The organism is Catalinimonas alkaloidigena (assembly GCF_029504655.1).
In the GTDB taxonomy this organism is placed as follows: Bacteria; Bacteroidota; Bacteroidia; order Cytophagales; family Cyclobacteriaceae; genus Catalinimonas; species Catalinimonas alkaloidigena.
In genome coordinates, this window is sequence record NZ_JAQFIL010000001.1 from 1,015,585 (window position 1) to 1,041,815 (window position 26,231).

A 26,231-nucleotide genomic window follows, 5' to 3' on the forward strand; every position below is an offset into this window, starting at 1 on the left:
ACATTTTTTCTACCCTGCATAAGGGATATTCAGAAAGCCTGTAGATATCGTTAACTCAAGGCTACAAATCATCATGAATCAGTAACAAATCTTCACATGCTATATGTAACTAATTGTTTTACAGTAATTTAAGTAGTATTTTATTTCCTGGTTAAGTCCCTACAGATACGCTTAACCTTTGCGTAATACGGTCAACATGTATTAATCCATATTTAATAGTATCTTTGTCCCTGCATATGATCAGGTTATCGTCAGCATTATTCGTTATATTTTTTTTTAACTGCCTATTTAATACTACACTAACTGCCCAGAAATTATCTTTTGAAGCATTTACTGCTGAAGATGGGCTTTCTAAAAACTACATAGGCAGCATCACACAGGACAACTATGGCTTTGTGTGGATTGCCAGCAGCCACGGGCTCAACCGTTACGATGGCTATAGCTTCCGAAGCTATTACCATTATCCCTTGGACAGTAGCAGTCTGTCTCACAGTTCAATTAATACAGTATTTACCGACAGCAATGGACAGCTCTGGGTAGGTACCGCCCTTGGACTAAACCTTTACGATCCCACATTGGATAAGTTTGAAAGAATACAAGAGCTGGCAGATAGGCAGATATTTACCATCTATGAAGATACACAGGGCGTACTTTGGGTGGGCACAGACCAAGGTGTTTTTGTGTATCAAAAAAAATCATTTCAGTTTTTAGCATCCACTCAAGATTTTCATATCAGGAAGATGATTAAGCTAAAAGGAGAAAAGCTTCTTCTGGCTACTGATGCAGGACTGTTTACCGCCTCGGCGAATGAGTCTGATATTCATCAGGTGGCCGCGTTGGAAGGAGTACATTATATTTCTGATTTGCTGATTTTTCAGGAAAAGCTCTGGGTTTCCACCCGTGAAGAAGGGATCTATACGCTTGATACTGAAAATTTATCAATCTATACACATCTTGCCCATGCACCCGAAGATCCGCGAAGTCTAAATGCCAATGATGTGCTTTGTATGCTCAGTACTTCTGATGAGAATCTTTGGGTAGGCACCGACTTGGGAGGACTGCATCTTTTGGATTCTACCGGCACTGGCTTTATCCATTATACGAGTGATAGCAGAGCGGAAAACAGCCTGAGTAGTAACAATATTCTCACCCTCTTTGAAGACAAAGACGAGAATCTATGGATAGGAACTAACTATGGAGGGCTGAACTTCTCGGCTAAAGATGAATTTTTCCATTATTACAAAAGTAACCCCTATCATTATCGCAGCAGTTCTGTGCATGCCATTCTTCAGGATAGTAAAGAGCGGTTATGGGTGGGCAGTGGGGGTAACGGACTGACTGTGATGTCTCAGGATGGTAAACTTCTGGCCACCTACAGCAGAGAGGCTGAAAAGAAGAAGTATCGACTGGAAGGAAACACCATTCAAACTCTGGCTGAAGATCATCAGGGCCGTATCTGGGTGGGGATGTATGAACGCGGAATAAACGTCATTGAGCCGGGTAGAGGTGTGATCAAAACTTTCAGAGCAAGAGCGGATGGAGGTTTACAGCATGATGATGTTCGTAACATTTTGATAGATGAGCAAGCTCGCATCTGGATTGCTACCAAGGGAGGAGGCTTGCATACCTATAGTCCTGATCATAAGGATATTGTACCTGTCAACTTGCTGGGGAGCGATACGCAACAAACCGAAATGCTTATCTGGTTATATGAAGGTGATGATGGCAATTTGTGGCTTGGTAATTATGAAGGAAAGGCTTATTTCATCACTCCTGATCGTACTTCTAAGGAGTATCAACTCCAACCAGCACCCTGGAGTGCTTTACCTTCTTTCGTTACTGCCCTGCAGGAAGATCAGCACGGTAATTACTGGATTGGTACCTGGAATGACGGAGTTTATTATTGGGATACACAGCAAAGTCACCTCAAGCACTACGAACAGCACAAAGGCTTAAAAGATACTAAAATACGTGCTGTTTTAGGTAGTGAGGCCGCTGACCTTTGGATAAGTACCAGCAGTGGTTTAGCAAAATACCATGCTGAGAGCGATACTTTCAAATGGTTTGATAACAGTTCCTCACTTCGGTATACAGACTTCCTGTTTGGCGCATCTTTTCAGTCTGCGGATGGTACTTTTTTCTTTGGCGGTGGACAGGGGCTCTATGCGTTTCAATCTGAAAAAAAATATGAAAAAACTCAAACCCACGCTGTCTTCCTGAATGGCTTAAAAATAATGGGCAAACAGGTGGAAGCGGGTACTACTTTGCTGCCTCAGCATATTGCATTTGCAGATTCTATAAACCTTTCACATGAGCATTCAGTGTTCACCATTGACTTTGTCGCCTCACAGTATCCAAGAGCAGGGCAGCAGCAATATGTGGTAAAACTTGAAGGTTTTGAGGATGAATGGCGTAATATAGGTAGCGAAACTTCGGCGACTTTTACCAATATTAAACCAGGAAAATATCTCTTTCGGGTAAGAATACTGGGTGAAAATACCGCTACTGAAAAGCAGGAAGCTTCTATAAAAATCATCGTTCATCCCCCTTTCTGGCAGACACCCGCAGCTTTTTTTCTTTATTGCCTGGCGCTGCTTTTTATCATTTATCTGGCCAGAAGGTTCACCATCGCCCGCATTCAGCTTAAAAACGATCTGATACAGGAGAGAAAAGAAAGAGAAAGAGAGGAAGAAACCCACCAGATGAAACTCAACTTTTTTACCGGTCTATCTCACGAATTTCGTACACCGCTGATGCTGATCATTAACCCTTTGGAAAAATTGTTGAAAGATAAAAAAAGTGATGCTTTGAGAGTGGGTAGAAAAGAAGCGGTGATGATGGAAAGAAACGCCAAGCGCTTACTTAGGTTGATCAATCAGTTACTTACTTTCCGTAAACTGGAAACTTCGCATGATGAACTTCACCTGGCAGCATATGAGGTAGAACCTTTTATCAAGCATGTATTCCAATATTTTGATGATCTGGCAGATAGGGAGCACATTGCCTTTCGTTATGTTATCAAAGCTGGGCTTCCTCAAATCTACTTTGATCTTGAGAAGATGGAAACTGTGCTTTATAACTTATTATCCAATGCTTTTAAATTTACCCCTGCTGATGGTAGTATTAGTGTTTCTGTAGATACAGGCTATGCCGGCGCTGCTGAAGAAGAAGCGCTGTTTATTAAAGTTGAAGATAATGGAATCGGTATTCCTCAACACCTGCAGCAGTATATATTTGACCGGTACTATCAGGTGGATGAGCACCATATGAATGGAAATAGCGGTACGGGTATTGGCCTGGCGCTAGTGAAAAAAATCGTTGAAATGCATGGTGGAGCTGTGAGCGTACAAAGCCAGGAAGGTCGTGGAAGCTGTTTCACGGTTAGCTTACCACTTAAAAAGCAGCCGGAGAACACCATTGATCCTCAGCCTGAGGTGATGGTGGACAATAATATGCCATTGCTGCCTGTAGAGGCTATTTTTCACGCAGATGGAGAGCTGGACTCTTTAGAAGATAATCATAAACAATCCTCCCTGTTATTGGTAGATGATAACGATGAAATAAGGTCCTATTTAAAATCTGCTTTCTATCCTGTTTTTTCCATATTAGAAGCACGCAACGGCCAGGAGGCGCTACATTTATTATCTGAGCACAAGCCTTCACTAATAATCTCTGATGTGATGATGCCCGAAATGGACGGAATTTCATTCTGTAAAAAAGTAAAATCCAATCCTGATACTCATCATATTCCTCTGATCCTGCTCACTGCCCGCAGTGGTGAGGAGAGTATGCTGCAGGCGCTTCGCGCCGGAGCAGATGATTATCTGGAGAAACCGATTCAACTGGAAGCGCTTCAGTTAAAAGTAAAAAATACGCTCGCATACAGAGAAGAGGTAAAAAAAGAATTAAGTAGAGACCTGATACCTGATCCTCAGACAGAAACACATCAGTCGTCTGATCAGGAGTTTCTAGAAGCCGCTATGCAGGTAGTTGAGCAGAATATAGAAAATGCTGAATTTAGTGTGGAGGGTTTTGCTGCTACTATGGGGGTGAGCAAAACTCACCTCTATAAAAAGCTCAAAGGTCTTACCGGCTTATCTGCCAATGAGTTTACCCGTAGTGTACGCTTAAAGAAAGCTACTTCACTACTGAAACAGGAACGCTGGAGTGTGTCAGAAGTAGCTTATATGGTAGGCTTTAATAACCCTAACTACTTCTCTAAATGTTTTATCCGTGAATATGGCATCGCACCATCAAAGTTTGAGTCCCCCCAGCATAAGTTGGAAGATGAGTAATTGTATGATTTTAGCTTTGATTCATATGAATAATTAAAGCTAAAATGATTTATACTATTTTTTTGAAGATTCATTTCCTTTCTCCTTTCATTAATCTCATAATATGCCGAGGATTGAAATGGACAAATGTTATGATCAGGGAAAAGGAAAGAAAAAAAAAATCAGAAAAGAAAACACTGCGTAAAGCGTTTATTCTTGAAGTCTTTTTTTATCTGATGATTGTCATATTTTTTGTGCTTTCCTTTTACTTCCTTCTGTGAAGTAAAGGTTAGTCAATCACACCTGTAAATTTATTTTCAAACTTAATTAGCTAAGTAAAACCAATGTGGACTAAAATCATATGCTTGTTTTTATGTGTCTTTGCAGTCAATAGCCTGAATGCACAATCTCCCGAAAAGAAAGCACTCTTTATCATTGTGGATGGCATTTCTGCCGATGTCATAGAAAAGATCAACACCCCTCATCTGGATGATATTGCAAGTGCAGGTGGTTATACTCACGCCTATGTGGGAGGTGAAAAGGATGCTTATTCCGAAACACCTACTATCTCTGCAGTAGGTTATAACAGCCTGCTGACTGGCACCTGGGTCAATAAACATAATGTATGGGGCAATAGCATTAAAAAACCTAATTATCAGTATTGGACGTTATTTCGCTTTCTGAAAGAACAATACCCTGAAAAAGAAACGGCTATCTTCTCCACTTGGCTGGATAACCGGACTAAACTGGTGGGCGAAGGATTGGAGGCAACAGGAAACCTACAGTTAGATTATGCCTTTGATGGTTTTGAACATGATACCGTACAGTTTCCTCACGGAAATGACAGAAAATATATACACCTGATTGATGAACATGTTACTGATGAGGCGGCCAGCTATGTCAAAGTAGAAGGGCCTGATCTGTCATGGGTATACCTGGAATACACTGATGATATGGGCCATCAGTTTGGCGACAGTCCGCAAATGTACGATGCGGTGGAAGTAGCCGATGATCAGATCGGAAGAATCTGGAATGCTATTCAGTACAGGGAAGAGAACTACGATGAAGACTGGCTGATTGTCATCACTACTGACCATGGTCGGGATGCGGAAAGTGGTAAGCATCATGGTGGGCAGTCAGACAGGGAGCGCTCTACCTGGATCACTACAAACGCTAAAAATCTGAATGCCTATTTTAAAAATGGTGTGCCGGGTGTAGTATCTATTTTCCCCACCATTGCCCGCCATATGAATCTGGAAATTCCAAGAGCGCAGGCGATGGAAATTGATGGCGTACCTTTGACAGGAGAAGTTTCATTGGCTAATCCAACTGCAAAATTGGAGAATGAGCAAATTGAGCTGGGATGGGAGGCTATGGAGAAAAAAGGGAATGTGAAAGTCTGGCTCAGCACAACCAACCATTTTAAGGAGGGGCGTGAAGATGAATATACATTGATAGGAGAAGTGCCCCTGAGTAAGGAAAAATATAGCTTTGATGCAGGCAACAAGCCTTCTTCTTTTTATAAGATAGTACTAGAAGGCCCCCATAACTTTGTGAATAAGTGGGTAGTTCTGGAAGAAGAAGAGTTGTAAAAGAATATTTTGCTTGATGAGTAGAACGACTCAACAGAGTCGTTCTACATAAAAGCTTACTGTTTAGAGGCAACAAACGACTCCCACGACGCTAGCTGATGTCCTTTGAGTACGCGGGGAAACTTATGCTGGCCTCCTACTTTGCCCTCCATTTTCATCCAGTTGAGAAATACATCGTGGTGTAGAATGGTGGTTTTGACTTCTTTAAGTGCTGCACTACGTTCCGTGCGGTAATCATCATTGAGATATTTCAAATACTCATCTAGTTTTTGCCTCACATATTCTTCACTCACTTCTTTGTCGATGGCCAGGTACCAATGATGGGCAAAAAGATTATTATGCTTGACACCTGCTACCGTGTATTCATTAATTTCTGCATTCAATTCTTCAGAAAGCATCTGGATAGCATGGTTCATATTATCTACCGATAAATGCTCCCCGCATAAGCTCAGAAAGTGCTTGGTACGTCCGGTAATTACAATTTGGGTGTTCTGTACATCGGTAAACTTAATGACGTCGCCAATAAGGTAGCGCCAGGCTCCCGCACAGCTGCTGAGCAATAGGGCATATTCTTTACCTTCTTCCACCTGATGGATCATCAGCGTTTCCGGATGAGCTACCAGTTCGCCATCAGCCCTAAAATTACGCTCGTTGAAAGGGATAAACTCAAAGAAAATTCCGCTGTTGAGCATCATTTCCATAGAGCTGACATTAGGCTTGCTTTGAAAAGCGATAAACCCCTCGGAAGCCAGGTAAGTCTCAATGTAAGTGAGAGGTCGAGCAGTCAGGCGTTCAAAGCTTTTCAGATAAGGTGTCAGCGATACGCCGCCGTGGATGAAGATGCTCAGGTTGGGCCAGATGTCATGGATGGTATTCAGGCCGTAATGATCTATGATTTTTTCCAGCAGCATCTGCAGCCAGGCCGGTACACCTACAATGACTCCGATATCCCATTTGTAAGCATTCAGCATAATCTCATCCAGCTTCTTGGCCCAGTCTTTCTCCTTAGAAATTTTATGGCCAGGCTTATAAAAGCTGTAAAACCAGTAAGGCATCCGCTTACAGGTAATGCCGCTCAGGTCACCTTCATAACTATATTTATTTCTGTTCAGAGCAGTACTCCCTCCCAGCATGAGTATCCCTTTTTGAAACAAGCTTTCCGGCAAATCATACTGATTGAGCGAAAGAATCTGCCGAACACTCACCTTATTGATGGCCTTAAGCATATCTTTTGTAATAGGAATGTATTTGGAAGCAGCTTCCGAGGTCCCTGAACTGAGCGCAAAGTATTTGACACGTTCCGGCCAGCTGATGTCCTTTTGTCCCTCACGGCTCAGGTGCCACCAGTCAGCGTGCATTTTGTTATAGTCATGGATGGGCACGGCTTGCTTATAGGCAGAATAAAAAGCGTCAGGGGCTAAGGAGTGAAACTGGTCAAGCAATTGTTCAAAATGATAACATTGACCGAATTGGGTATGACGAGCGGTAAACAAAAGATATCGGAGCTGCTCTTTTTGCAGGCTAAAGGGGTGCTTGTAATGATGCTCAACAGCTTGTCTCAATTGAAGCCCTTTCTTCACCAGTTTTCCTAAAATGGGCATGGGTCTTAAGTTGTATGTAGTATCTATTTACACAATTTTAAGGCCGATTTAAATAGTTATTTGTTATTAATTCATTAACAATTTTATATTTAAGTGAGGTTTAGTCTGAAGATTAGCCTAATATACATTTAATAGAGACATGATTTTTGATAATCTCAAATAATAAGATAAATTCACTGTGATCTCTTTTTCTTTTTTATAAAGCTAAAATTTTGAAACCTAAAAAGTCACGATAGCGTTAGCGAAGTACCAAAACAGTCCATGATCAGGAAACTTATCCATATCATCTTAAGTATGATTTTGCTTCTCTCCACTACCGGGGTAGCCATCAGCAAGCATTACTGCGGGGGCGAGCTATCGGCTGTGGAAGTGGGGCATGAGAAAATGAGTTGCTGTGATGAGCCAGATGATATGCCGGAAGACTGCTGTCATGATGAGCAACTCACCTTTTTAGTTGAGCAAGACTTTCAGCTTTCCGCTTTTCAGTTTGACTGTTTTGCGCTGGCCGTGACTGCCCTCTTACCTTACCTGGATTTGTCTGCCCTCTTTGATGAGCAAAAGGCAAATGTAACTGAATTCAAACTTTATCTTTCTCCTCTCATTGCGCAGGATATTCCAGTGTTGCTGCAATCCTTTCTGATTTAGGCCATGTCCGAATCCATTTTACTACAGTATGAGCCTGCATAGGTGTCATCCCTTTGTCGTTTTTGGAATTATTGATCGGAAATGAAAGATGTTAAATCAACTGATTAAGTTTTTTCTGTACAACCGTCTGGTGACGGTACTCATATTGCTTTTTCTGCTGGGCTGGGGAATCGTAACTTCTCCCTTTGATCTGGGATTTGGTTTTCTGCCTCAGGACCCCGTAGCGGTAGATGCTATTCCGGATATTGGCGAAAATCAGCAGATTGTCTTTACCGAATGGAAAGGGCGTTCTCCGCAGGATGTGGAAGATCAGATCACCTATCCACTTACTACTGCCATGCTGGGTATGCCCGGTGTAAAGACCATTCGCAGTTCCTCAGCCTTTGGCTTTTCAAGCATCTACATCATTTTTGATGAAGATATTGAGTTTTACTGGAGTCGCTCCCGCATACTGGAGAAGCTCAATGCTTTACCTACGGGTACGCTGCCTGATGGTGTACAACCTTCATTGGGGCCGGATGCTACTGCGCTGGGACAGATTTACTGGTATACGCTGGAAGGAAGAGATGAGCAGGGAAATGTGACTGGCGGCTGGGATCTGCAGGAGCTTCGTTCAGCGCAGGATTATCTGGTACGATATGCACTGGCTTCAGCCGAAGGTGTATCTGAAGTGGCTTCTGTTGGTGGATTTATAAAAGAGTATCAGGTAGAAATTGATCCTGATGCGCTTAAAGTGCACGGAGCAACGCTGGCGCAGGTGGCTGAAAGTGTGCGTAATAGCAACCTGGATGTAGGCGCAAGAACTTTGGAGATCAATAATGCGGAGTATTTTGTAAGAGGCTTAGGCTATATTGAAAAGCTGGAAGACCTGGAGAATGCGGTGGTAAAGGTAGAAAACAATACCCCGATACGGATCAAAGATGTGGCCCGGGTACAGTACGGACCGGCAAGCCGCCGTGGAGTGCTGGACAAAGCGGGGGCAGAAGCAGTGGGAGGCGTAGTAGTGGCTCGCTATGGTTCTAATCCTCTGGAAGTGATCAACAACATAAAAGAAAAGATTAAGGAAATAGAAGGCGGTTTGCCCACCAAAACTTTGGATGATGGCACAGTCTCTCATATAGAAATCGTTCCTTTCTACGATCGTACCCAACTCATACAGGAGACTTTAGGGACCCTGGAAGAAGCACTGTCGCTGGAAATCTTAATTACTGTCATTGTCATCATTGTGATGGTGGTCAACCTGCGGGCTTCACTGCTGATTTCCGCTTTGCTGCCGCTGGCGGTACTCATGTGTTTTATTGCCATGCGTTACACCGGGGTAGTGGCTAACATCGTTTCCCTTTCCGGTATTGCCATTGCCATTGGTACAGTGGTAGATGTGGGAATTATCCTGTCTGAAAATATCCTCAAGCATATTGAGGCCAATCGCAATACTGGTAAGTCCTATCTGGATATTGTCTATGAAGGTACAATAGAAGTAGCCTCCGCCATCGTGACGGCAGTAGCTACCACCATCATCAGCTTTATTCCGGTATTCAGCCTGCAGGCAGCCGAAGGTAAGTTGTTCACCCCCCTGGCTTTTACCAAAACGTATGTGCTGGCGGCATCGGTATTTATCACGCTCATCATCATGCCTACCTTCGCGTACTGGTTCTTTTCTATCAGAATTCAAAAGAAAAAGCTCAGTATGAGCATCAACCTGCTGATTACAGTAATAGGTTTGGTGGCCTTAGTTTTCGGCTTAGTGTGGGCAGGCGTATTTCTAATATTGATAGGGGCAGTAAATTTCCTTGCCGCCTGGGATCATCCTAAATTCCTGTGGGCCTCTACCTATCGGCTGTGGATCAATATTGGCATCACGCTGGCGCTGATTACCTTCTGGCTTACTGTGGAATGGTTACCTTTGGGAGCTGGTGTTAGTCTGTTACTCAATTTTATCTTCGTTATTTTAGGGATTGCGCTTATTCTGGGAAGCTTCCTTTTGTTTTATCATTACTATACCCCTATTCTGCGCTGGTGTCTCAGGCACAAAGCAGTATTTCTTGTTATTCCAGCGACACTGGTGCTGTGGGGAGCAGTGATATGGCAGGGGGTAGATGGCGTGTTTGGTGCCATTACCCGCGGACTGGAAAAGGTAAATGTAAACATGCGTGGGACTGAATTTTACAGTGATCTACAGCATGCTTTCCCTGGAATAGGAGAGGAATTTATGCCCGCCCTGGACGAAGGTGCTTTTCTGCTAATGCCTACCTCCATGCCCCATGCCGGAATTGAAGAAAATAAAGCCACCCTGCAGAAACTGGATATGCTGGCCACCGCTATTCCCGAAGTGCAGTCGGTGGTGGGAAAACTAGGAAGGATAGAGTCACCTTTAGATCCTGCGCCTATCTCCATGTATGAGAATATCATCAATTATAAAAGCGAATATCTGACTAACGAAAACGGTCGGCGTATACGCTTCCGTACCGATGAGGATGGAAATTACCTGATGCAAAAGGAAGACACATTAGTCGCCATTTCCGCAGAAGAAGCCCCTTATATAGATACTGAACTGTTGATTCCCGATGAAGATGGGAAGTATTTCAGGCAGTGGCGAGATGCGATACAGTCTCCTGACGATATCTGGGGTGAGATTGTCAAAGCTACCCGCTTACCCGGCGTGACTTCAGCACCCAAACTACAGCCGATAGAGACCAGACTGGTAATGCTACAAACCGGTATGCGTGCGCCTATGGGTATCAAAGTGAAAGGGCCTGACTTAAAAACCATTGAAGCTTTTGGTTTGGAACTGGAAGGCTATCTCAGAGAAATACCGGCAGTTAAAGAAGAAGCGGTCTTTGCCGAAAGAATTGTAGGTAAGCCCTACATGGAAATCCGGATTGAGCGGGAAAAGATTGCTCGCTACGGACTGAGTATTCAGGATGTGCAGAATTACATAGAAGTGGCGATAGGGGGGATTCGCTTGAGTACCAGCGTAGAGGGCAGGGAACGCTATCCTATACGGGTGCGCTACCCCCGAGAGTTGCGGGATGATCCTGAGAAGATCATGCAAATCCTGATACCTACCCCTTCCGGCAGCCAGATACCTTTGGGTGAATTGAGCAGCATTGATTATGTGCAAGGGCCACAAATGATCAAAAGTGAAGATACTTTTCTGGTGTCTTATGTGCTTTTTGACAAACGTACTGGCTATTCTGAAGTGGAGACAGTAGAAGCGGCTCAAGCCTATTTACAGCAGAAAATAGACAGCGGTGAACTGGAAGTACCCGCCGGAGTCAGCTACCGCTTTTCTGGTAGCTACGAAAACCAGATCAGGGCAGCGCAAAGGTTAAGCATCGTCATACCTGTTTGTCTTCTGGTAATTTTCCTGATTCTTTACTTTCAGTTTCGTTCGGTAACTACTACGCTGATGGTATTCAGTGGGATCGCGGTGGCATTCGCCGGAGGATTTATCCTGATCTGGCTATATGGCAATGAGTGGTTTTTCAACTTTTCTCTCCTGGGAACCGACATGCGCGATCTGTTTCAGGTCAAGACAATCTACCTCAGCGTGGCCGTCTGGGTAGGTTTCATTGCGCTCTTTGGCATCGCTACTGACGATGGTGTACTGATCGCTACTTATCTGGATCAATCCTTTGACAGAAACCGAACTAAAACAATTCCTGAAATCAGAGCTGCGGTAGTGGAAGCCGGTCAAAAGAGAGTACGTCCTGCGCTGATGACCTCTGCTACGACATTGCTGGCCTTGCTACCGGTACTTACCTCCTCAGGCCGTGGTTCTGATATCATGATTCCTATGGCCATTCCCATCTTCGGAGGGATGTGTGTTGCGCTGATCACGCTTTTTGTTGTACCTACCTTGTATTGTTGGAGGGAAGAGAAGAAAATTCAAGGATCAAAGTTGAAAGTTTAAAAATTGAAATAAGAAAATGAATAAGGATTATACAAAGATGCTGGCGTTACACCAGAGACTTCAGGCCAAACTTAATAACTTCATTACAGCTATCTCTAAAAGCGCAAAGAAATGAACGCTCTCAACACATTATTTTTCCCTTTACTTCTACTTATTTCACTTACAATGACGATAGAAGTTAAAGCGCAGTCCTTATCAGAGTATATGAAAGTTGGTGCTGAAAACAACCCCAGCTTAAAAGCAAAATATCAGGAGTATCTGTCCGCATTAGAGAAAATTCCGCAGGTAGGCGCATTACCTGATCCCAGACTGAGTTTTGGCTATTTTATCAATCCTGTGCAAACCCGGGCAGGAGATCAGGTAGCACGTATCTCTTTGGAGCAAATGCTGCCTTGGTTTGGAACATTGAAGGCGCGCAAAGATGCAAGCTCGCAAGAAGCCAAAGTGCGCTTTGAAGAATTCATGAGGCTGCGTAATGAGCTCTATTTTGATGTGAAGAAGTCCTACTTCCAGCTTCACAATATCCAACAGGATATCAGGCTTAGTAAGGAGAATATTGAAATTCTTAAATCATACGAACAGATAGCTACCCAGAAATATGAAAATGATCTCAGTACGATGGTAGATATCTTAACAATACAAATGCAAATCAGAAATGAACAGAATAAACTGTTTACACTGGAAGAAAATCTTACTGCTCAGTATGCTCAGCTAAACGCACTGCTCAACAGAGCTCCTGATGCGGTTGTGGAAACCCCTGAAGGTTTGCCTTTATCTTTTGATTTGATGAACATAGATAGCTTAAGGGCTCAGGTGCTGGAAAACCATCCTTCTTTGAGTATCCTTAGAGAAGAAAGTGAGTTGCTGGCCCTGGAAGCACGCCTTGCGGATCTAAGCAGCAAGCCGGAAATTGGCATAGGCCTGGACTACGGGTTCATGAGAGCGCGAACAGACATGGAAGTACCTGATAACGGAATGGATATGATCATGCCTATGGTAAGCCTGTCAATCCCTGTGTTTAATAAAGGAAAGTATACTGCCTCCCTTCAGGAGGTGAAGTTCAGGCAGGAAAATAATGTGTTGGCTACTGAATCTCAGCGGAATGAGCTGATCGCTACTTTGGAAGCAACGCTCAGCGATTATCAGATTGCTCAAAATAAAGTTAAGCTTTATGAAGCGCAGATTGAAAGCACTCAGCAGGCAATCAGCATACTGAATAGTGCGTATGAAACTAACAGTGAGAACTTTGAAGATGTACTGGAATTCCAGATTCAACTACTGGAGTACAGAATCATGCTGAATGAGGCGTTGACAGCAGCAAGGATTGCACTTGCCAGGCTGGAGGCACTCACCGCAGTAGAACTAATAATGAATAATGATCAATGAAAAAAAAATAAAAATATATACAAGATGAGAAATACATTATATCCAGGCTTCGTAGCCTTAATGCTGCTCATGGTGGCATGCAACTCTTCCCGCCAGGAGGAAGGTGGTGAGACTTCCGAGCAGGGCAATGCACCGCAAGAGGAGCAGAGTGGCCCCCTGAGTAAAGTAGTACTGAAAGACCTGGAAGGCAATGCCATCAACCTAAATGATTATGCTGAGAAAACCATCGTGCTCAATTTCTGGGCAACCTGGTGCAAGCCATGCATCATAGAGATGCCTTCTATGGAAGAGGCCAGAGCTACTTTAGGAGATGAATTTGTGTTTTTACTAGCCTCCGACGAAAGCATAGAAAAGATCAGCAAGTTCGCTGAGCGTCAAAATCTTGAGCTGCCTTTTGTACAGTTACAAACCGGGGTACAGAACCTTCAGATTACTGCGCTGCCGACTACCTGGATCATTAAAGACGGAGAAGTGGTGAGTGAAATTATTGGGGCAAGAGAATGGAATACCGAAGCGCATATTGAAGAACTCAAAAATTTATGAAAATATATGTGTTCATATTGCTGAATCTGAGTTTTCTGGCCTGTCAGCCACCATTAAGTTCTGAAACAGAAGAGACACAATGGAAGTTGAAGTCAGTAGAGACAACAGCTTCTTCACAGAGTGGTGAACCAAATTTGTTTGTCGCCGAAAACGGAGAAGTATATCTCTCCTGGATTGAAGCACTCCCCAATGAAGAGCATGCCTTAAAATTTTCCAGTTGGGAAGACACACAGTGGTCTGTACCCCAGACCATCGCTCAGGATAGTGGGTGGTTCGTCAATTGGGCAGACTTTCCTTCCATGGCGGTGCATCAAGACTTTATGGCTGCTCATTGGCTGACAAAAAGTGATGAAGGAACTTTTGATTATGATGTGCACGTAGCCCTTTCTAAAGATCAGGGACAAAGCTGGTCTGAGCCCTTTGTGCTCCATCAGGATGGTATTTTCGCCGAACATGGTTTTGTGAGCATGTTACCGTATGGTGACGAAATATTTGCCGTTTGGCTGGACGGACGTTTCACCAAAAGCCATGCGCATGAAACTCATGAAGAGGGGGGAGTAGGAGCAATGACTTTGTATTCCACTACCTTTGATCAGTATGCTAATGTAGGCGAAGAGGTGGAACTGGATCACCGCATTTGCGACTGCTGTCAGACCGATGCAGTGATCACTGATCAGGGAGCAGTAGTTGTATATCGCGATCGTACGGAAGATGAGATTCGGGATATTTATATTACCCGTGAGCAGAATGGAATATGGAGCGAACCGCAAGCTGTTCACGCTGACAAATGGCAGATCAATGCCTGTCCTGTAAATGGCCCTGCTATCGAGGCACAAGGGCAAACAATAGCGGTGGTCTGGTTTACAGGTGCTGATAACACCCCCAAAGTTCAACTGGCTTTTTCTGATGACCATGGCGCTACTTTTGGGAAGCCGGTACGGCTGGATCACGGAAATCCTTTAGGGCGTGTAGATGTTATTATGTTGAATGATACCAGTGCGATGGTTAGCTGGCTGGAGGCTCATGAAGAAGGAGCAGAGATACGTTCGGCAATTATTGACAAAAAGTTAAATGTGATAGCTGATAAAAGCATTGCTAACACCGCCTCCTCCCGTTCCAGCGGTTTTCCGATTATGGAAAAAGCAGGAGAACAGGTATTCTTTGCCTGGACGCGTATTAAAGGACAAAGCTCAAAGATTATGACCGCAATGTTAGATATGAATAAAATATTGCCATGACACTCAAATCCAAAACCATACTTAGATATTTGCTGATGCTTGGCTTGGGCATGCTTCTTGGCTGGATGTTTTTTGTCCCGCCTCATGTGGAGACTGCCGAACATGAGCATGAATTTGTGCCGACTGAGACGGCGGAAGGTACCATATGGACCTGTTCCATGCATCCTCAGGTGCGTCAGAATGAAGCCGGTCAATGTCCTATTTGCGGGATGGATCTGATCCGGCTGGAATCATCTTCTGATGAGGAGGAGAGCTCTAATCCTTATCAGCTTACCATGAGCGCTGATGCCGTAAAACTGGCCAATGTGCAGACTACCAAAATCGGTACTACCGGCACATATGCAGAAGATTCCAAAGAATTATTGCTTAATGGAAAAATAGAGCTGGACGAGACACGTATCAAAGCTCAGACCGCCCATTTTTCCGGCAGGGTTGAGAAAATGTATATCACTTATGAAGGAGAAAAAGTGTCGCATGGGCAGATCATTGCCCTGATTTATTCCCCTCAGCTAGTTAGTGCCCAACAGGAATTACTGGAAGCTAAAAAGTTTCAGGAAAGTAACCCTAGCTTATTTGCAGCAGCCAAACGCAAGCTAAAAAACTGGAAGTTGTCAGACGCGCAGGTTGAGCAGGTGATAGAAAATGAAAAAATCATCTCTTACTGGCCTTTGCGGGCCCATGCATCCGGAGTTGTCACTAGCATTGATGTAGAAACGGGTGAGCACGTGATGGAAGGTTCAGTAATCTATGAAGCGGCTGACCTGACACAACTTTGGGCCGTTTTTGATGCCTATGAAAGCAATCTCAACTGGATCAAAGCTGGCGGGAGCATCAGCTTTAGTGTGGCTGCCTATCCTGACAGAGAGTTTACCAGCGAAATTACCTTTGTTGACCCGTTTATTGACCCGCAAAGCCGAGTGGCTAAAGTGAGAACGGAGGTGCGGAACGCTGATGGGTTGCTGAAGCCTGCTATGTTCGTAAGAGGTCGCCTGAGTAATCATCAGCAAAACAGCTTGGTGTCCGATCAAAAAGATGAACTTCTGGTGCCCAAATCAGCGGTGATGTGGACCGGTAAACGTTCGGTAGTGTATGTGAAGGTACCTCAAACCAATGTGCCAACCTATGAGATGCGGGAAGTCACTTTGGGCGCAAGTCTGGGAGATACTTATCTGGTAGAAGAGGGACTTTCTTCGGGAGAAGAAGTGGTGACCAATGGAACATTTACGGTAGATGCTGCCGCCCAACTCAATAACAAATCCAGCATGATGAACCGCAATATTCAGGTAAAGTCAAAAGAAACATCCCCCAGGGAGATGAATATGAAAACTCCTGATTTTGTGATGGTTACACCCAAAGCTTTTCGTGAGCAACTACAGAATGTGTTAGCAGACTATCTGGCCTTAAAAGATGCGCTGGTGATCTCTGAAAAAGAGCAGGCACAGCAAAAAGCTGAAGCTTTGCAGGCCTCTCTCCAAAAAGTAGATATGCAGCTTTTACCCCACGAACCTCATATGTACTGGATGGAAAGGCTGGAAGAGATTAAAGCCTCGGCTGAGGAGATCATTGGTACAGGAAATATTGATACCCAGCGAAAAAACTTTAAAAGTCTTTCTTCAGCTGTTATCCAAGCGGCTAGGGCATTCGGAACGGCAGAAAAATTGTATGTGCAATATTGCCCCATGGCCGATGATGACGAAGGGGCCAACTGGCTGAGCCAGTCAGAAGAAATCCGCAATCCGTATTATGGTGACATGATGCTGAACTGCGGAAATGTAGAAAATATTTTAAATCCATAAATCAACCATATTCAAATCATGAAGTCAATCATCCTAAATTTTAAATTTTTTGCTTTCGGACTGATTATTTTTAGCATAAGTGCCTGCTCTGGTCCTCAGGAAAGCGGAACTGATACGACAGCAGAGCAAGCTACTGATGAAGTAGGAGGAGTAAAAAAAGTAGGGAGTGTGGTAGATGGTTATCTCAAACTCAAAGATGCATTGGTTGCATCCGACGCAGAAGAAGCAAAAGAATATGCTGTAGCGACGCTGGGAGTGGTAGATGCCATAGCCATGCCAGAAGTGCAGCAGTCTGTTAAAGAGATAGCCGCCACTACAGATATTGAGGAACAGCGGAAGGTATTTGAGCATTTCACTATCCATCTATATAGAGACCTGAAAGCATCAGATGCTAATAAGCAAATACTATATAAACAATACTGTCCCATGGCTTTTGACAACCAGGGAGCTTATTGGTTAAGTGCCCAGGAAGAAATCCGTAATCCTTACTTTGGAGATCGTATGCTGAAATGCGGAAGGGTAGAAGAAGAGTTACCGGTTAATAACTGATCAGTTTGTGAACGTTATCAATTAACCTCTCACTGGTACTGAGAGGTTTTTTTATATTTTTAAGATACCTAAAGCTTGAACATGAGGCCCCACTCCACATGTTCTGCCTTGCCCAGGTAGACTTTTAATCCGCCGCTTACAGCAAGCCTGGGATTGACATAGATGCGCAAGCTATACCTTTGAAAGAACTCTCTGTACAAATCTTTATAAGGACGATAGATATAGTACCCCACTTGAGTCACAAATGATATTTTATTGATCATCAGTTCATGTCCACCAGTGATCGCAAGACTTTTATGATCAATATGCTCCTCAGGTTTTTTCCGGGAAATCCTTTTTTTTATTGCAATATCGTGATAAGCATCCACTCCAAAGTTTAAAGTGCTGATATGAGAAACGGGTTTGTTGATATGGACTCCCAGGTTGTATGAAGGGAAAATGGAACTCCCTATGCCCAACTCTTTAAGGCTGAAGCTAGGCAAAATGGTGAAGTAAATCTCTTTCTCCTGAAGGGGTACTTTTTCCCACTGCCGGTGTGTTGCCTTTACATAAGGCTTTAACTTATGGTTGATAAAGAAGCCTCCCTGAAGCAGATTCGCACCGGAATTAGGTTTTTTATAACCACCGTTGGAGTAGTGCTCAAAATGAACTAGCAGACCCGTTGAAAAAACATTGCTGATGCTTAGCTGGTATTTCAGGCTTGCATTGAGAGAGAAAGAAAAGTGAGAACCTAAAGCTACATTTCGGTCATTATTTTTACTGTGGTATGGATTGGTATGATAAGCTACTCCTATCCCAAAGTCAGCCAAAAGATTGGAAACTCTGCCCCTGTGCATATACAATTGCATAAATGGCATCAGGCAAAGCGACTTGCCAAGCGTGGGGTTGAGGTAATCCTGATAACTAAAACTAATTCCTATATCAGGATAAGCATACAGTTGCTGCCAGTATTTATTTCCATTTGTGTGTATTAAATAACTGGCCCTGAAACCCTGAGGGTGGCTTTTTACAAGATGCCCCATTTGCTCCTTATGTTTTATAAGCATCCCCTGATAAAGTGAGAGTTCTAGAGAAGTAGCAGAGGGTAAAGGTGAGTGATATTCATTTGCAGAAAACTGGGACTTGGCAGGAGGGATCAAACTAAGTAGTAAAACCAATATATTAAGAATGTGAAACTGATGTAACCTCATAACTCCTGAAAGCCTAGATTATTGATTCAACTGCTATCGCCATTTACTTGTATGTTTAAGATAAAATTTTTGGGCATAATTACAATCTTTATCAATCACGTTTAGCCTGTATGTTTTGTAGCACGTATCATATTTCTTTTCCAACTTTGAATAGTATACTCAGATTGATATCTCCATTAAGATAAGGCTGCATCATGGTTTTTAAGCCTAATAGCATACCATTTCGAAGCCTGAATTCATTTTCTATAATGGCATTAATCCCTAAACTCAACCTTTCTTTCTCACTCTCCAGGCTAGTGTCGTCATATAAATATAGTAATGAAGCCCCTGTGCCGAATTTCAGATTGTAGATTTTATCATTACCTAAAGGAGATATAAATAGGTTAGCATCCAGGTGCGTGAGGAAGACCGGTTCAAATTCCTTTTTCCTGTAAACTACACTGTTAGGATCACTTGTAGGTTGAGGAATTTTTCTGGAATAAAAATCACCGTATCCTAAGCCTAGGAGAAAAGAATGGCTAAGCAGCCTGTTCCACTTGTGGGTAATCTCTCCTTCTATTATAACGATCAGTTTATCCCCAGTGCCTAAATTAGATGCTCCTAAGCCTAGTAAAAGATCAGTATTGGATTGAGCAACACTAACCATCGGTAAAAAACTGATGAGTATTAATATTATTTTGCGCATATACTTTTACAAAAGCTGTATCAAGAATTCTGCCACGTGAAATACACACAAGTGTTTATTTAAAAATTAAAGTATATACACTCAATAATTGTTCTGCCAAAACATTTAGTAAGCATCCTAATGTCAAATTGCTGACAATTTTATTAAGAATAGTGCTTCATATTCATGCAGTAAAACTACTTCTCTCAGGAAGTCGTACATTGTAAAGAGCAAAACCTCATTTGTGATGATCAAAACTATTTTATACGGAATATCAGTTTTAATTGGCCTGAGCGCCTGTATGCAGTCAGAAAGCAGTGCCTCGGCTAACAATGCCTCAATTTCAGTGTTAGAAACAAAAAACAATGATATGGATATAGCAACTTTTGGGAATGGATGCTTTTGGTGCACAGAAGCGATCTTTCAAAACTTGAATGGTGTAGAAAAAGTAGTATCCGGATACTCCGGCGGGCATGTGGATAACCCGACTTATAAACAGGTATGTTCAGGAACGACCGGTCATGCCGAGGTAATTCAGATCACCTATGACCCTGCTATCATCAGCTACGATGAACTCCTAGAAGTATTCTGGAAAACGCATGATCCTACAACACCTAATCGTCAGGGCAATGACATTGGACCGCAGTATCGCTCGGCGGTTTTTTATCATAACGAAGAACAAAGAGAAAAAGCAGAAAAATATAAGCAAGAACTAAATGAAGCCGGTGCTTATGACAATCCTATTGTCACTGAAATTACCGCTTTTGAAAAGTTTTATCCGGCTGAGGATTATCACCAAAACTATTTTAACCAGAATGGTAGTCAGCCATACTGCTCTTTTGTGATTCGTCCCAAGGTAGAGAAGTTTGAAAAAGTATTTAAAGACAAACTTAAGAAAGTAAATAATTAACTCAAGTTGCGAATTAAAAGGTTAAATGAAGCATAGTCTGCCAAAAGATTGTTAAAGTGAAGTTACCACACTTTACCTAACAATTACATGACAGACTATACTATTGCAATATATTGTTTTATGGACGATTATTTAAAAATCAGCCAACCCCACATAGACATTCGTCGCAAAGTAAGTGATGCGGAGATATTAACTACTGCCCTGCTCTCAGCCCAGTACTTTTATGGCAACCAGCACACTACTTGTCAATACATGCAGCAACATCATGGGATGGCCAAAATAGACAAGTCTAACTTTAATCGCCATCTGCATCGCCTATCAAATACTTTAATCAGGATCTTTTTAGCATTGGGGGAGAGTCTCAAGCAACTCAACACTGCAAGTCGCTACTTAATAGATTCGTTCCCAGTAGCTGTTTGTAAAAACATTCGTATTGGGAGGTGCAAGCTACTAAAACATGAATCTTATCGGGGATACAATGCCTCCAAACGACAGTATTTCTATGGTTTTAAGGTACAGGTAGTTACCACCGCCGATGGTATACCAGTGGATTATTTGATCACGGCTGGTTCTATTCACGACAATACAGCTTTACAAGCTATGTCCCTATACTTACCTCAAGGTAGTGAACTTTATGCTGACAGTGCTTATACGCATTATGAGTTGGAAGACCTTTATGAAGAATGCGATCAGGTGCGCCTATTGGTAGAGCGAAAATCTAACTCAAAAAGGCAGGATAACGCAGCTATGCGTTTTTTAAAAAAGCATTACAGAAAGCGTATTGAAACCTGCTTCAGCCAAGTTACTGCTCGCTTTCCCGGAAAAATCCATGCAGTTACCCCACAGGGGTTCTTGCTCAAGGTCGTTCTGTTCCTATTTGCTTTTACTTTTAACAAAACATTATCCACAACTTAAATTAATTAATTATTGTTGAGCAAAAAAACGAAAGCCACTGTCTGTATAGGCAGTGGCTTTTTTATTGATGTTACATAATATGAAAATATCATTGTGTTTATCCGGTTACTTCTTCAGCCATCAGACGGATGCGTATTCCGTCCATTTCTTCAGTGATAGGCATCTGACAGGCCAGACGGCTGCTGTTGCTGACTACAGGCAGTGTATCCAGCATATCCATTTCCGCATCATTGGCTTCCTCATTGTAAGTATTGTCCAACACCTCAACATGGCATGAGGCACAGAGTGCCATACCTCCGCAGGTAGCGGCTACCGGATAGTCTGAGGCTTTCAGAATTTCCATCAGGCTAAGAGACATGTCAGTAGGGGCTTCAATGGTATTGATATTTCCATCAGCTTCTTCAATGTGAATTTTGATATCCATATTGTAATTATTAGTTAAGCTTTTTAAGTGTTTAAAAGCTTTGAATTCCATTAACAGTTGTATACTTCAGACTGGCTTTTTTGCCTCCACTTACCACACGATAGGCACTCTGTGCCATCAGCGCAGCCTCATGGAAACCGCTCAAAATCAGCTTCAGCTTACCGGGATATTGGTTGATGTCACCAATTGCATAAACACCGGGCACATTAGTAGAATAATCTTCTACATTAACATTAATGGCATTACGGTCCAGGTTAAGGTTCCAGCTGGCAATAGGGCCAAGTTTAGGACTCAGTCCAAAAAGGGGAACAAAGTAGTCACTGGCTACCAATTCTGCTTTTCCTGCTTTATCAGTAATCAGACACTCTTTTAACACGCCATTACCATGTAGTGCTGTAACCTGGCTGTTGAGCTTCAGGTTTAACTTACCTTCTTCTGCCAGCTTGAATATTTTTTCTGCAGAATCAGGCGCACCTCTAAAACTGCTGCCCCGGTGTACCAGCGTAAGCTCTTCCACCATATCAGCTAGATAGATGGTCCAGTCTAGCGCGGAGTCGCCTCCACCGGCAACCACCACTTTTTTGTTAGTATATTTTTCGGGGTGGCGTACCATATAATCTATGCCTTTACCCTCATAATTTTCCAGCTTTTCTAAGGCAGGCTTTCGCGGCTCAAAGCAACCTAAGCCACCTGCTATTACTACAGCTTTAGCGTGGCATTGTGTACCTTCATTGGTTTCCAGGATAAAAGATTCATCTTCCTGTCTTTCAATTTTTTCTACTCTTTCACCTAGTGTATATGTCGGATTAAAGGGTTCTATCTGTTTTGACAGATTATCTACCAGTTCCTGTGCCAACACCACCGGGTAACCAGGAATATCATAGATCGGTTTTTTGGGATAGATTTCAGATAACTGCCCCCCAATCTGAGGTAACACATCCATCACATGACATCGCATTTTGAGCAATCCAGCTTCAAAAACGGCAAATAAACCAACAGGTCCGGCTCCAATAATGCAAAGGTCTGTGTGTATCATATTTTTCTATTTTTTTGAATAAACGAAGTAAACAATAAAATAGTTGTTATACTAATTATTTGTGTACGACTTAATTGCACAAAAATTTTTAGGGCTTCAGGTTATCGTAGATGGTGTTCAGAATTCTGACAAACTGCTTGAAGTCATCTTCGCTGAGGTGTTGCCAGGCGTGCATACGGATCTTTCTTACCTCAGGAAGCATATTATTGACCGTCTCCATACCTGATGATGTCAGACATACATTGATTTTTCTTCTGTCAGTTTCGTCATACTGTCTCAAAATGAGATCCTTCTGACTCAATAAATCAAGGATTCTGGTCACAGTAGGAGTGTCCTTATGAATCAGCTGCGCAAGCGTTACCTGGTTAAGGGTTGTATGTTCAGCCAGAATTTTCAGAACGGCCCATTGGTCAACAGTAACTTCAAAGCCTAATGCTCTGAATTGCTGCTTGGCATATTGCTTAATTTTTTTATTCGTTTTTTCTAATAGAAACGAGTAGTTACTGTATATATCTTCTTCAGGTATAGCCATAACGGCTAAAATAGACTTTTGTGCTGATTAATTAAAATATGGGGAATTGTTGAGGAAATTATTCCCCATCATACGGGGAATATGTTAGACATTAATAGGATACATATGTTGAACTTGTTCCAATGTCGTACTTGGCATGGTATTGTTATAAGTATAAGTGTATTCGATTACTTTTTAAGCTAAGATTGATATAGATTTTTTAAACTTTACGTGGGGTTACATAAGCGTGAGGGCTGTACTACAGCCCTTTTGCTTTTTGTACCTGTTATAAAGAACTGCGTTCCCTCATTATTGTTTTTCCAATCCCTTTTTAATTTTCTTTTCTACCGTGTCTTCTTCTTTTGCGTTAGTGGGTTCAAGCGGTTCCTGCTCTTCGGTTTCAGTGGGTTGATAGCTCAGTGAAAAATACACCGGAAAGTGATCCGAACCTATATGGGGAAGTACTTCCAGCGCATTAAGCTGAAAAGTTTCGGTATGAAAAACATGATCCAGAGACCAGCGCATCATAGGCATCTCCGCACTAAAAGTATTGTAAAAACCCCTTCCGATCCGCGGGTCTAGCATCTGGCTTGACTTGAGAAACAAACGGGTAGTGTAGGACCATGCTACGTCGTTTAGGTCACCCATCAAGATCGCAGGTTCTTGACTCTTTTTGACCAGCTGACCGGCGAGTAAGAGCTCAGCATCTCTTTTGGTACTGCTTTCGCTCTCCGGAGGAACCGGAGGTTTAGGATGTAAACAATAAAGTTTCACATTTTGACCGGAACGTAACTTAACATAGGCATGAATAGAAGGAATGCTGTCTTCCATCATATACTTAACTTCTGCATCTTCAAGCTGCAGTTGAGAATATAAAATCATTCCATAGGTATTGTCTAGAGGTTTACTGACAATGTGAGGATATTTGTATTTTAAAGTATCCATTTTTTCTGCCCACCATTCATCGGTTTCTAATAACAGAACCAGGTCAGGGTTTTTCTGCTCAATGAGTAGCAAGAGTTTTTCATACTCATGGTTTTTCATATACACATTAGAAGTGATGGCGCTAATATTCGTAAGTGTATCCTGACCCTGTGCATAATCAGTTTGTGTTCTGGAAAAGATAGTGTAGGGATAAATACGAAAGCTCTGGTAGAAAAATGAAGCTCCCAGGAGTATGACCATGACCACATTAAGACCTTTGCGGAAACGAAAGAAAATAAGCCAGAGTGCAATCAGTAAAATGATGATCACACTGATCTGGATTCTGGGAAACACAAATATCTGAACCCACCAGATATCCATGGGAAGCAATGGTAAGAGCGTCCCTATGATAAAAAATATACTAAAGAAAACCAGAATCGCTTTGAAGGTTCTCATAGATAAAAAATACTACTGTGCAGTTAAAAAAGTAATGGTATATCTGAGTAATAAATGCCAAAAGGCTGTAATTGTTTATTTTTTCTCTGTTAGTCGTAAAAAATAAGTAGTAAAACTTTGCCTGTAAATAAAAAATGGGTGAACTCCCTGCATAGGAAATTCACCCTGGACATCATTGGTTTTCATCAGGGCCGAACAGGGGTGCCGTCAGGTTTTCTAAGCTGCGTCCAGTTATAGTCATTCTTCTCAGGAAGCGGGTATTTCAGTGCCAGTTCCTCGTTTATCTCTACGCCCAGACCGGGGGCTTCGTTGACATGCATATAGCCATTTTTCATTTCCGGACTACCGGGAAAAATTTCCCTGAGCAAATCTGAAAAATTTACTGACTCCTGTATGCCGAAGTTCCATACGGCCAGGTCAATATGGGCATTGGCAGCGTGGCCTACCGGGGATACATCTCCCGGCCCATGCCAGGCGGTTTTGACGTTAAACCATTCTCCTAATCTGGCGACTTTCATGGCAGGAGAGATACCGCCGATCTGGGAAATATGAATGCGTATGTAGTCAATCAGGCGGTCTTTGATGAGGTCTACCCATTCATGCTGGTTATTGAAAAGTTCACCCATGGCTATGGGTACGGTGGTATGATTGCGCAATACTTCAAAGTAGCCATTATTTTCTGGTGAGAAAGGATCTTCAATAAAGAAAGGTCGGTATTCTTCCAGCTTTTCTATCATGCTGATTGCCTCCATGGGCTGTACCCTTTCATGGATATCGTGGAGTAACTCAACCGCTTCACCACAACTTTTACGTACCTCGGCAAACATGTCTACCACACTCTTGGTATAGGCCAGGGTATTCATCACATTGTCATCGGGAGTTCCGAAACCTGCCGCTTTGAAGTCCGGTTGCTGGCTCCTGGCAGCACCTTCGCCATAGCCCCCCAGTAGCTGGGCAGCCCCATAGCCACCCATCTGTATCCTCACGTGGCGAAAGCCCTGGTCAATGTAAGATTGAACACTTTCGGCTACCTCCTGCGGGCTGCTGCCGCTGGCATGGGCATAGCAGTCTACCGCAAAGCGTAATTTACCACCTAATAACTGATAGACCGGCATACCGGCTCTTTTGCCCTTGATATCCCAGAGGGCCTGATCCAGACCGCTGAGGGCATTGTTCAGTACCGGCCCGTTGCGCCAGTAAGAGCTCACATAGGCAGTCTGCCAGATATCTTCAATATTGTCTACGTCTTTGCCTACGCAAAAATCGTTCAGGTAATCGTCAATGGCGGAGACCACCGCATGGGCACGCTGGCGAAAGGTAGCGCAGCCTATACCGTAGAGTCCCGGTTCGGAGGTTTCTACCTTGACCACAATCAGTTCAATGTTATGAGGACAGGTGGGTATGGCTTTGACTTTGGTGATCTTTACCGGAGGCATGCCATTTTTATAGTTTGAGTTTGATTGTGCCTGGGCAGAAGGCATACCGGCTCCCATCAGGCCTGCAGATAGTCCCATGCCCATATTCTTGAGCAGATTTCTTCGGTTCATGTAATGTTAGGTTATTGTTAGAAAACGTTTCCCTGTAAGTTAAAGAAAAATGGGGAAATGTTGGGGGGAGGTAAGACATCACTTCTATTCCATGAAAAGAGTAAATGCATTAATCAG

At 42.9% G+C, this 26,231-nt stretch carries 19 protein-coding genes; 11 read left to right on the top strand and 8 right to left on the bottom strand.

The features are described 5' to 3' along the window. The first annotated feature begins 236 nt into the window (after positions 1–236). The gene (locus OKW21_RS04325) at positions 237–4,295 is read left to right on the top strand and encodes a hybrid sensor histidine kinase/response regulator transcription factor (RefSeq protein WP_277477655.1); all 4,059 of its coding nucleotides are present in this window, start codon (positions 237–239) and stop codon (positions 4,293–4,295) included. Positions 4,296–4,618: 323 nt separating this feature from the next. Then, positions 4,619–5,866, top strand: coding sequence for an alkaline phosphatase family protein (locus OKW21_RS04330; protein ID WP_277477657.1), 1,248 nt, complete (start codon positions 4,619–4,621; stop codon positions 5,864–5,866). A gap of 56 nt (positions 5,867–5,922) precedes the next feature. Here OKW21_RS04330 and OKW21_RS04335 read toward each other — a convergent pair whose 3' ends face one another. Beyond that, positions 5,923–7,467, bottom strand: coding sequence for a GH3 family acyl-acid amido synthetase (locus OKW21_RS04335; RefSeq protein WP_277477659.1), 1,545 nt, complete (start codon positions 7,465–7,467; stop codon positions 5,923–5,925). Positions 7,468–7,728: 261 nt separating this feature from the next. Between OKW21_RS04335 and OKW21_RS04340 the strand changes: the two genes are divergently transcribed. The 7 genes from OKW21_RS04340 to OKW21_RS04370 all read left to right on the top strand — a co-directional run bounded on the left by OKW21_RS04340 (position 7,729) and on the right by OKW21_RS04370 (position 17,537). Further along, positions 7,729–8,112: an HYC_CC_PP family protein gene (locus OKW21_RS04340; protein WP_277477661.1), complete on the top strand. Its 384-nt coding sequence runs from the start codon at positions 7,729–7,731 to the stop codon at positions 8,110–8,112. 88 nt (positions 8,113–8,200) lie between these two features. Beyond that, positions 8,201–12,025 (top strand): efflux RND transporter permease subunit, encoded by a 3,825-nt coding sequence (locus OKW21_RS04345; protein ID WP_277477662.1) that lies wholly within the window; start codon positions 8,201–8,203, stop codon positions 12,023–12,025. A gap of 111 nt (positions 12,026–12,136) precedes the next feature. Then, complete coding sequence (locus OKW21_RS04350; protein ID WP_277477664.1) at positions 12,137–13,411, top strand: TolC family protein; 1,275 nt, start codon at positions 12,137–12,139, stop codon at positions 13,409–13,411. 24 nt (positions 13,412–13,435) lie between these two features. Continuing rightward, positions 13,436–13,954, top strand: a complete 519-nt coding sequence (locus tag OKW21_RS04355) for a TlpA family protein disulfide reductase (protein WP_277477665.1) — start codon at positions 13,436–13,438, stop codon at positions 13,952–13,954. Further along, entirely contained in the window at positions 13,951–15,192 is a 1,242-nt protein-coding gene (locus OKW21_RS04360) for a sialidase family protein (RefSeq protein ID WP_277477668.1), read from the top strand. Before OKW21_RS04355 ends, OKW21_RS04360 begins: the two co-directional genes overlap by 4 nt. Then, positions 15,189–16,988 (top strand): efflux RND transporter periplasmic adaptor subunit, encoded by a 1,800-nt coding sequence (locus OKW21_RS04365; protein WP_277477670.1) that lies wholly within the window; start codon positions 15,189–15,191, stop codon positions 16,986–16,988. Before OKW21_RS04360 ends, OKW21_RS04365 begins: the two co-directional genes overlap by 4 nt. Positions 16,989–17,006: 18 nt before the next feature. Then, a complete protein-coding gene (locus tag OKW21_RS04370; RefSeq protein WP_277477672.1) occupies positions 17,007–17,537 on the top strand; it encodes a DUF3347 domain-containing protein in 531 nt (176 codons plus the stop codon). Between the two features lie 68 nt (positions 17,538–17,605). Here the strand turns inward: OKW21_RS04370 and OKW21_RS04375 are convergent, their stop codons facing one another. Together OKW21_RS04375 and OKW21_RS04380 are read right to left on the bottom strand one after the other, a co-directional pair. Continuing rightward, positions 17,606–18,559, bottom strand: coding sequence for an acyloxyacyl hydrolase (locus OKW21_RS04375; protein ID WP_277477674.1), 954 nt, complete (start codon positions 18,557–18,559; stop codon positions 17,606–17,608). Between the two features lie 295 nt (positions 18,560–18,854). After that, positions 18,855–19,412 (bottom strand): hypothetical protein, encoded by a 558-nt coding sequence (locus OKW21_RS04380; RefSeq protein ID WP_277477679.1) that lies wholly within the window; start codon positions 19,410–19,412, stop codon positions 18,855–18,857. Positions 19,413–19,761: 349 nt separating this feature from the next. Between OKW21_RS04380 and msrA the strand changes: the two genes are divergently transcribed. Beyond that, positions 19,762–20,301, top strand: a complete 540-nt coding sequence (gene msrA / locus OKW21_RS04385) for a peptide-methionine (S)-S-oxide reductase MsrA (protein WP_277487608.1) — start codon at positions 19,762–19,764, stop codon at positions 20,299–20,301. A gap of 87 nt (positions 20,302–20,388) precedes the next feature. Next, entirely contained in the window at positions 20,389–21,216 is an 828-nt protein-coding gene (locus OKW21_RS04390) for an IS982 family transposase (protein WP_277476897.1), read from the top strand. A gap of 97 nt (positions 21,217–21,313) precedes the next feature. Here OKW21_RS04390 and OKW21_RS04395 read toward each other — a convergent pair whose 3' ends face one another. The 5 genes from OKW21_RS04395 to OKW21_RS04415 form a co-directional block, all read right to left on the bottom strand. Next, entirely contained in the window at positions 21,314–21,640 is a 327-nt protein-coding gene (locus tag OKW21_RS04395) for a 2Fe-2S iron-sulfur cluster-binding protein (RefSeq protein WP_277477681.1), read from the bottom strand. A gap of 31 nt (positions 21,641–21,671) precedes the next feature. Beyond that, complete coding sequence (locus OKW21_RS04400; protein WP_277477683.1) at positions 21,672–22,676, bottom strand: NAD(P)/FAD-dependent oxidoreductase; 1,005 nt, start codon at positions 22,674–22,676, stop codon at positions 21,672–21,674. Positions 22,677–22,764: 88 nt separating this feature from the next. Then, positions 22,765–23,208, bottom strand: coding sequence for a MarR family winged helix-turn-helix transcriptional regulator (locus tag OKW21_RS04405; protein ID WP_277477685.1), 444 nt, complete (start codon positions 23,206–23,208; stop codon positions 22,765–22,767). Between the two features lie 288 nt (positions 23,209–23,496). Beyond that, the gene (locus tag OKW21_RS04410) at positions 23,497–24,567 is read right to left on the bottom strand and encodes an endonuclease/exonuclease/phosphatase family protein (protein ID WP_277477688.1); all 1,071 of its coding nucleotides are present in this window, start codon (positions 24,565–24,567) and stop codon (positions 23,497–23,499) included. 185 nt (positions 24,568–24,752) lie between these two features. Then, the gene (locus tag OKW21_RS04415; RefSeq protein ID WP_277477690.1) at positions 24,753–26,114 is read right to left on the bottom strand and encodes an enolase C-terminal domain-like protein; all 1,362 of its coding nucleotides are present in this window, start codon (positions 26,112–26,114) and stop codon (positions 24,753–24,755) included. Positions 26,115–26,231: the final 117 nt, after the last annotated feature.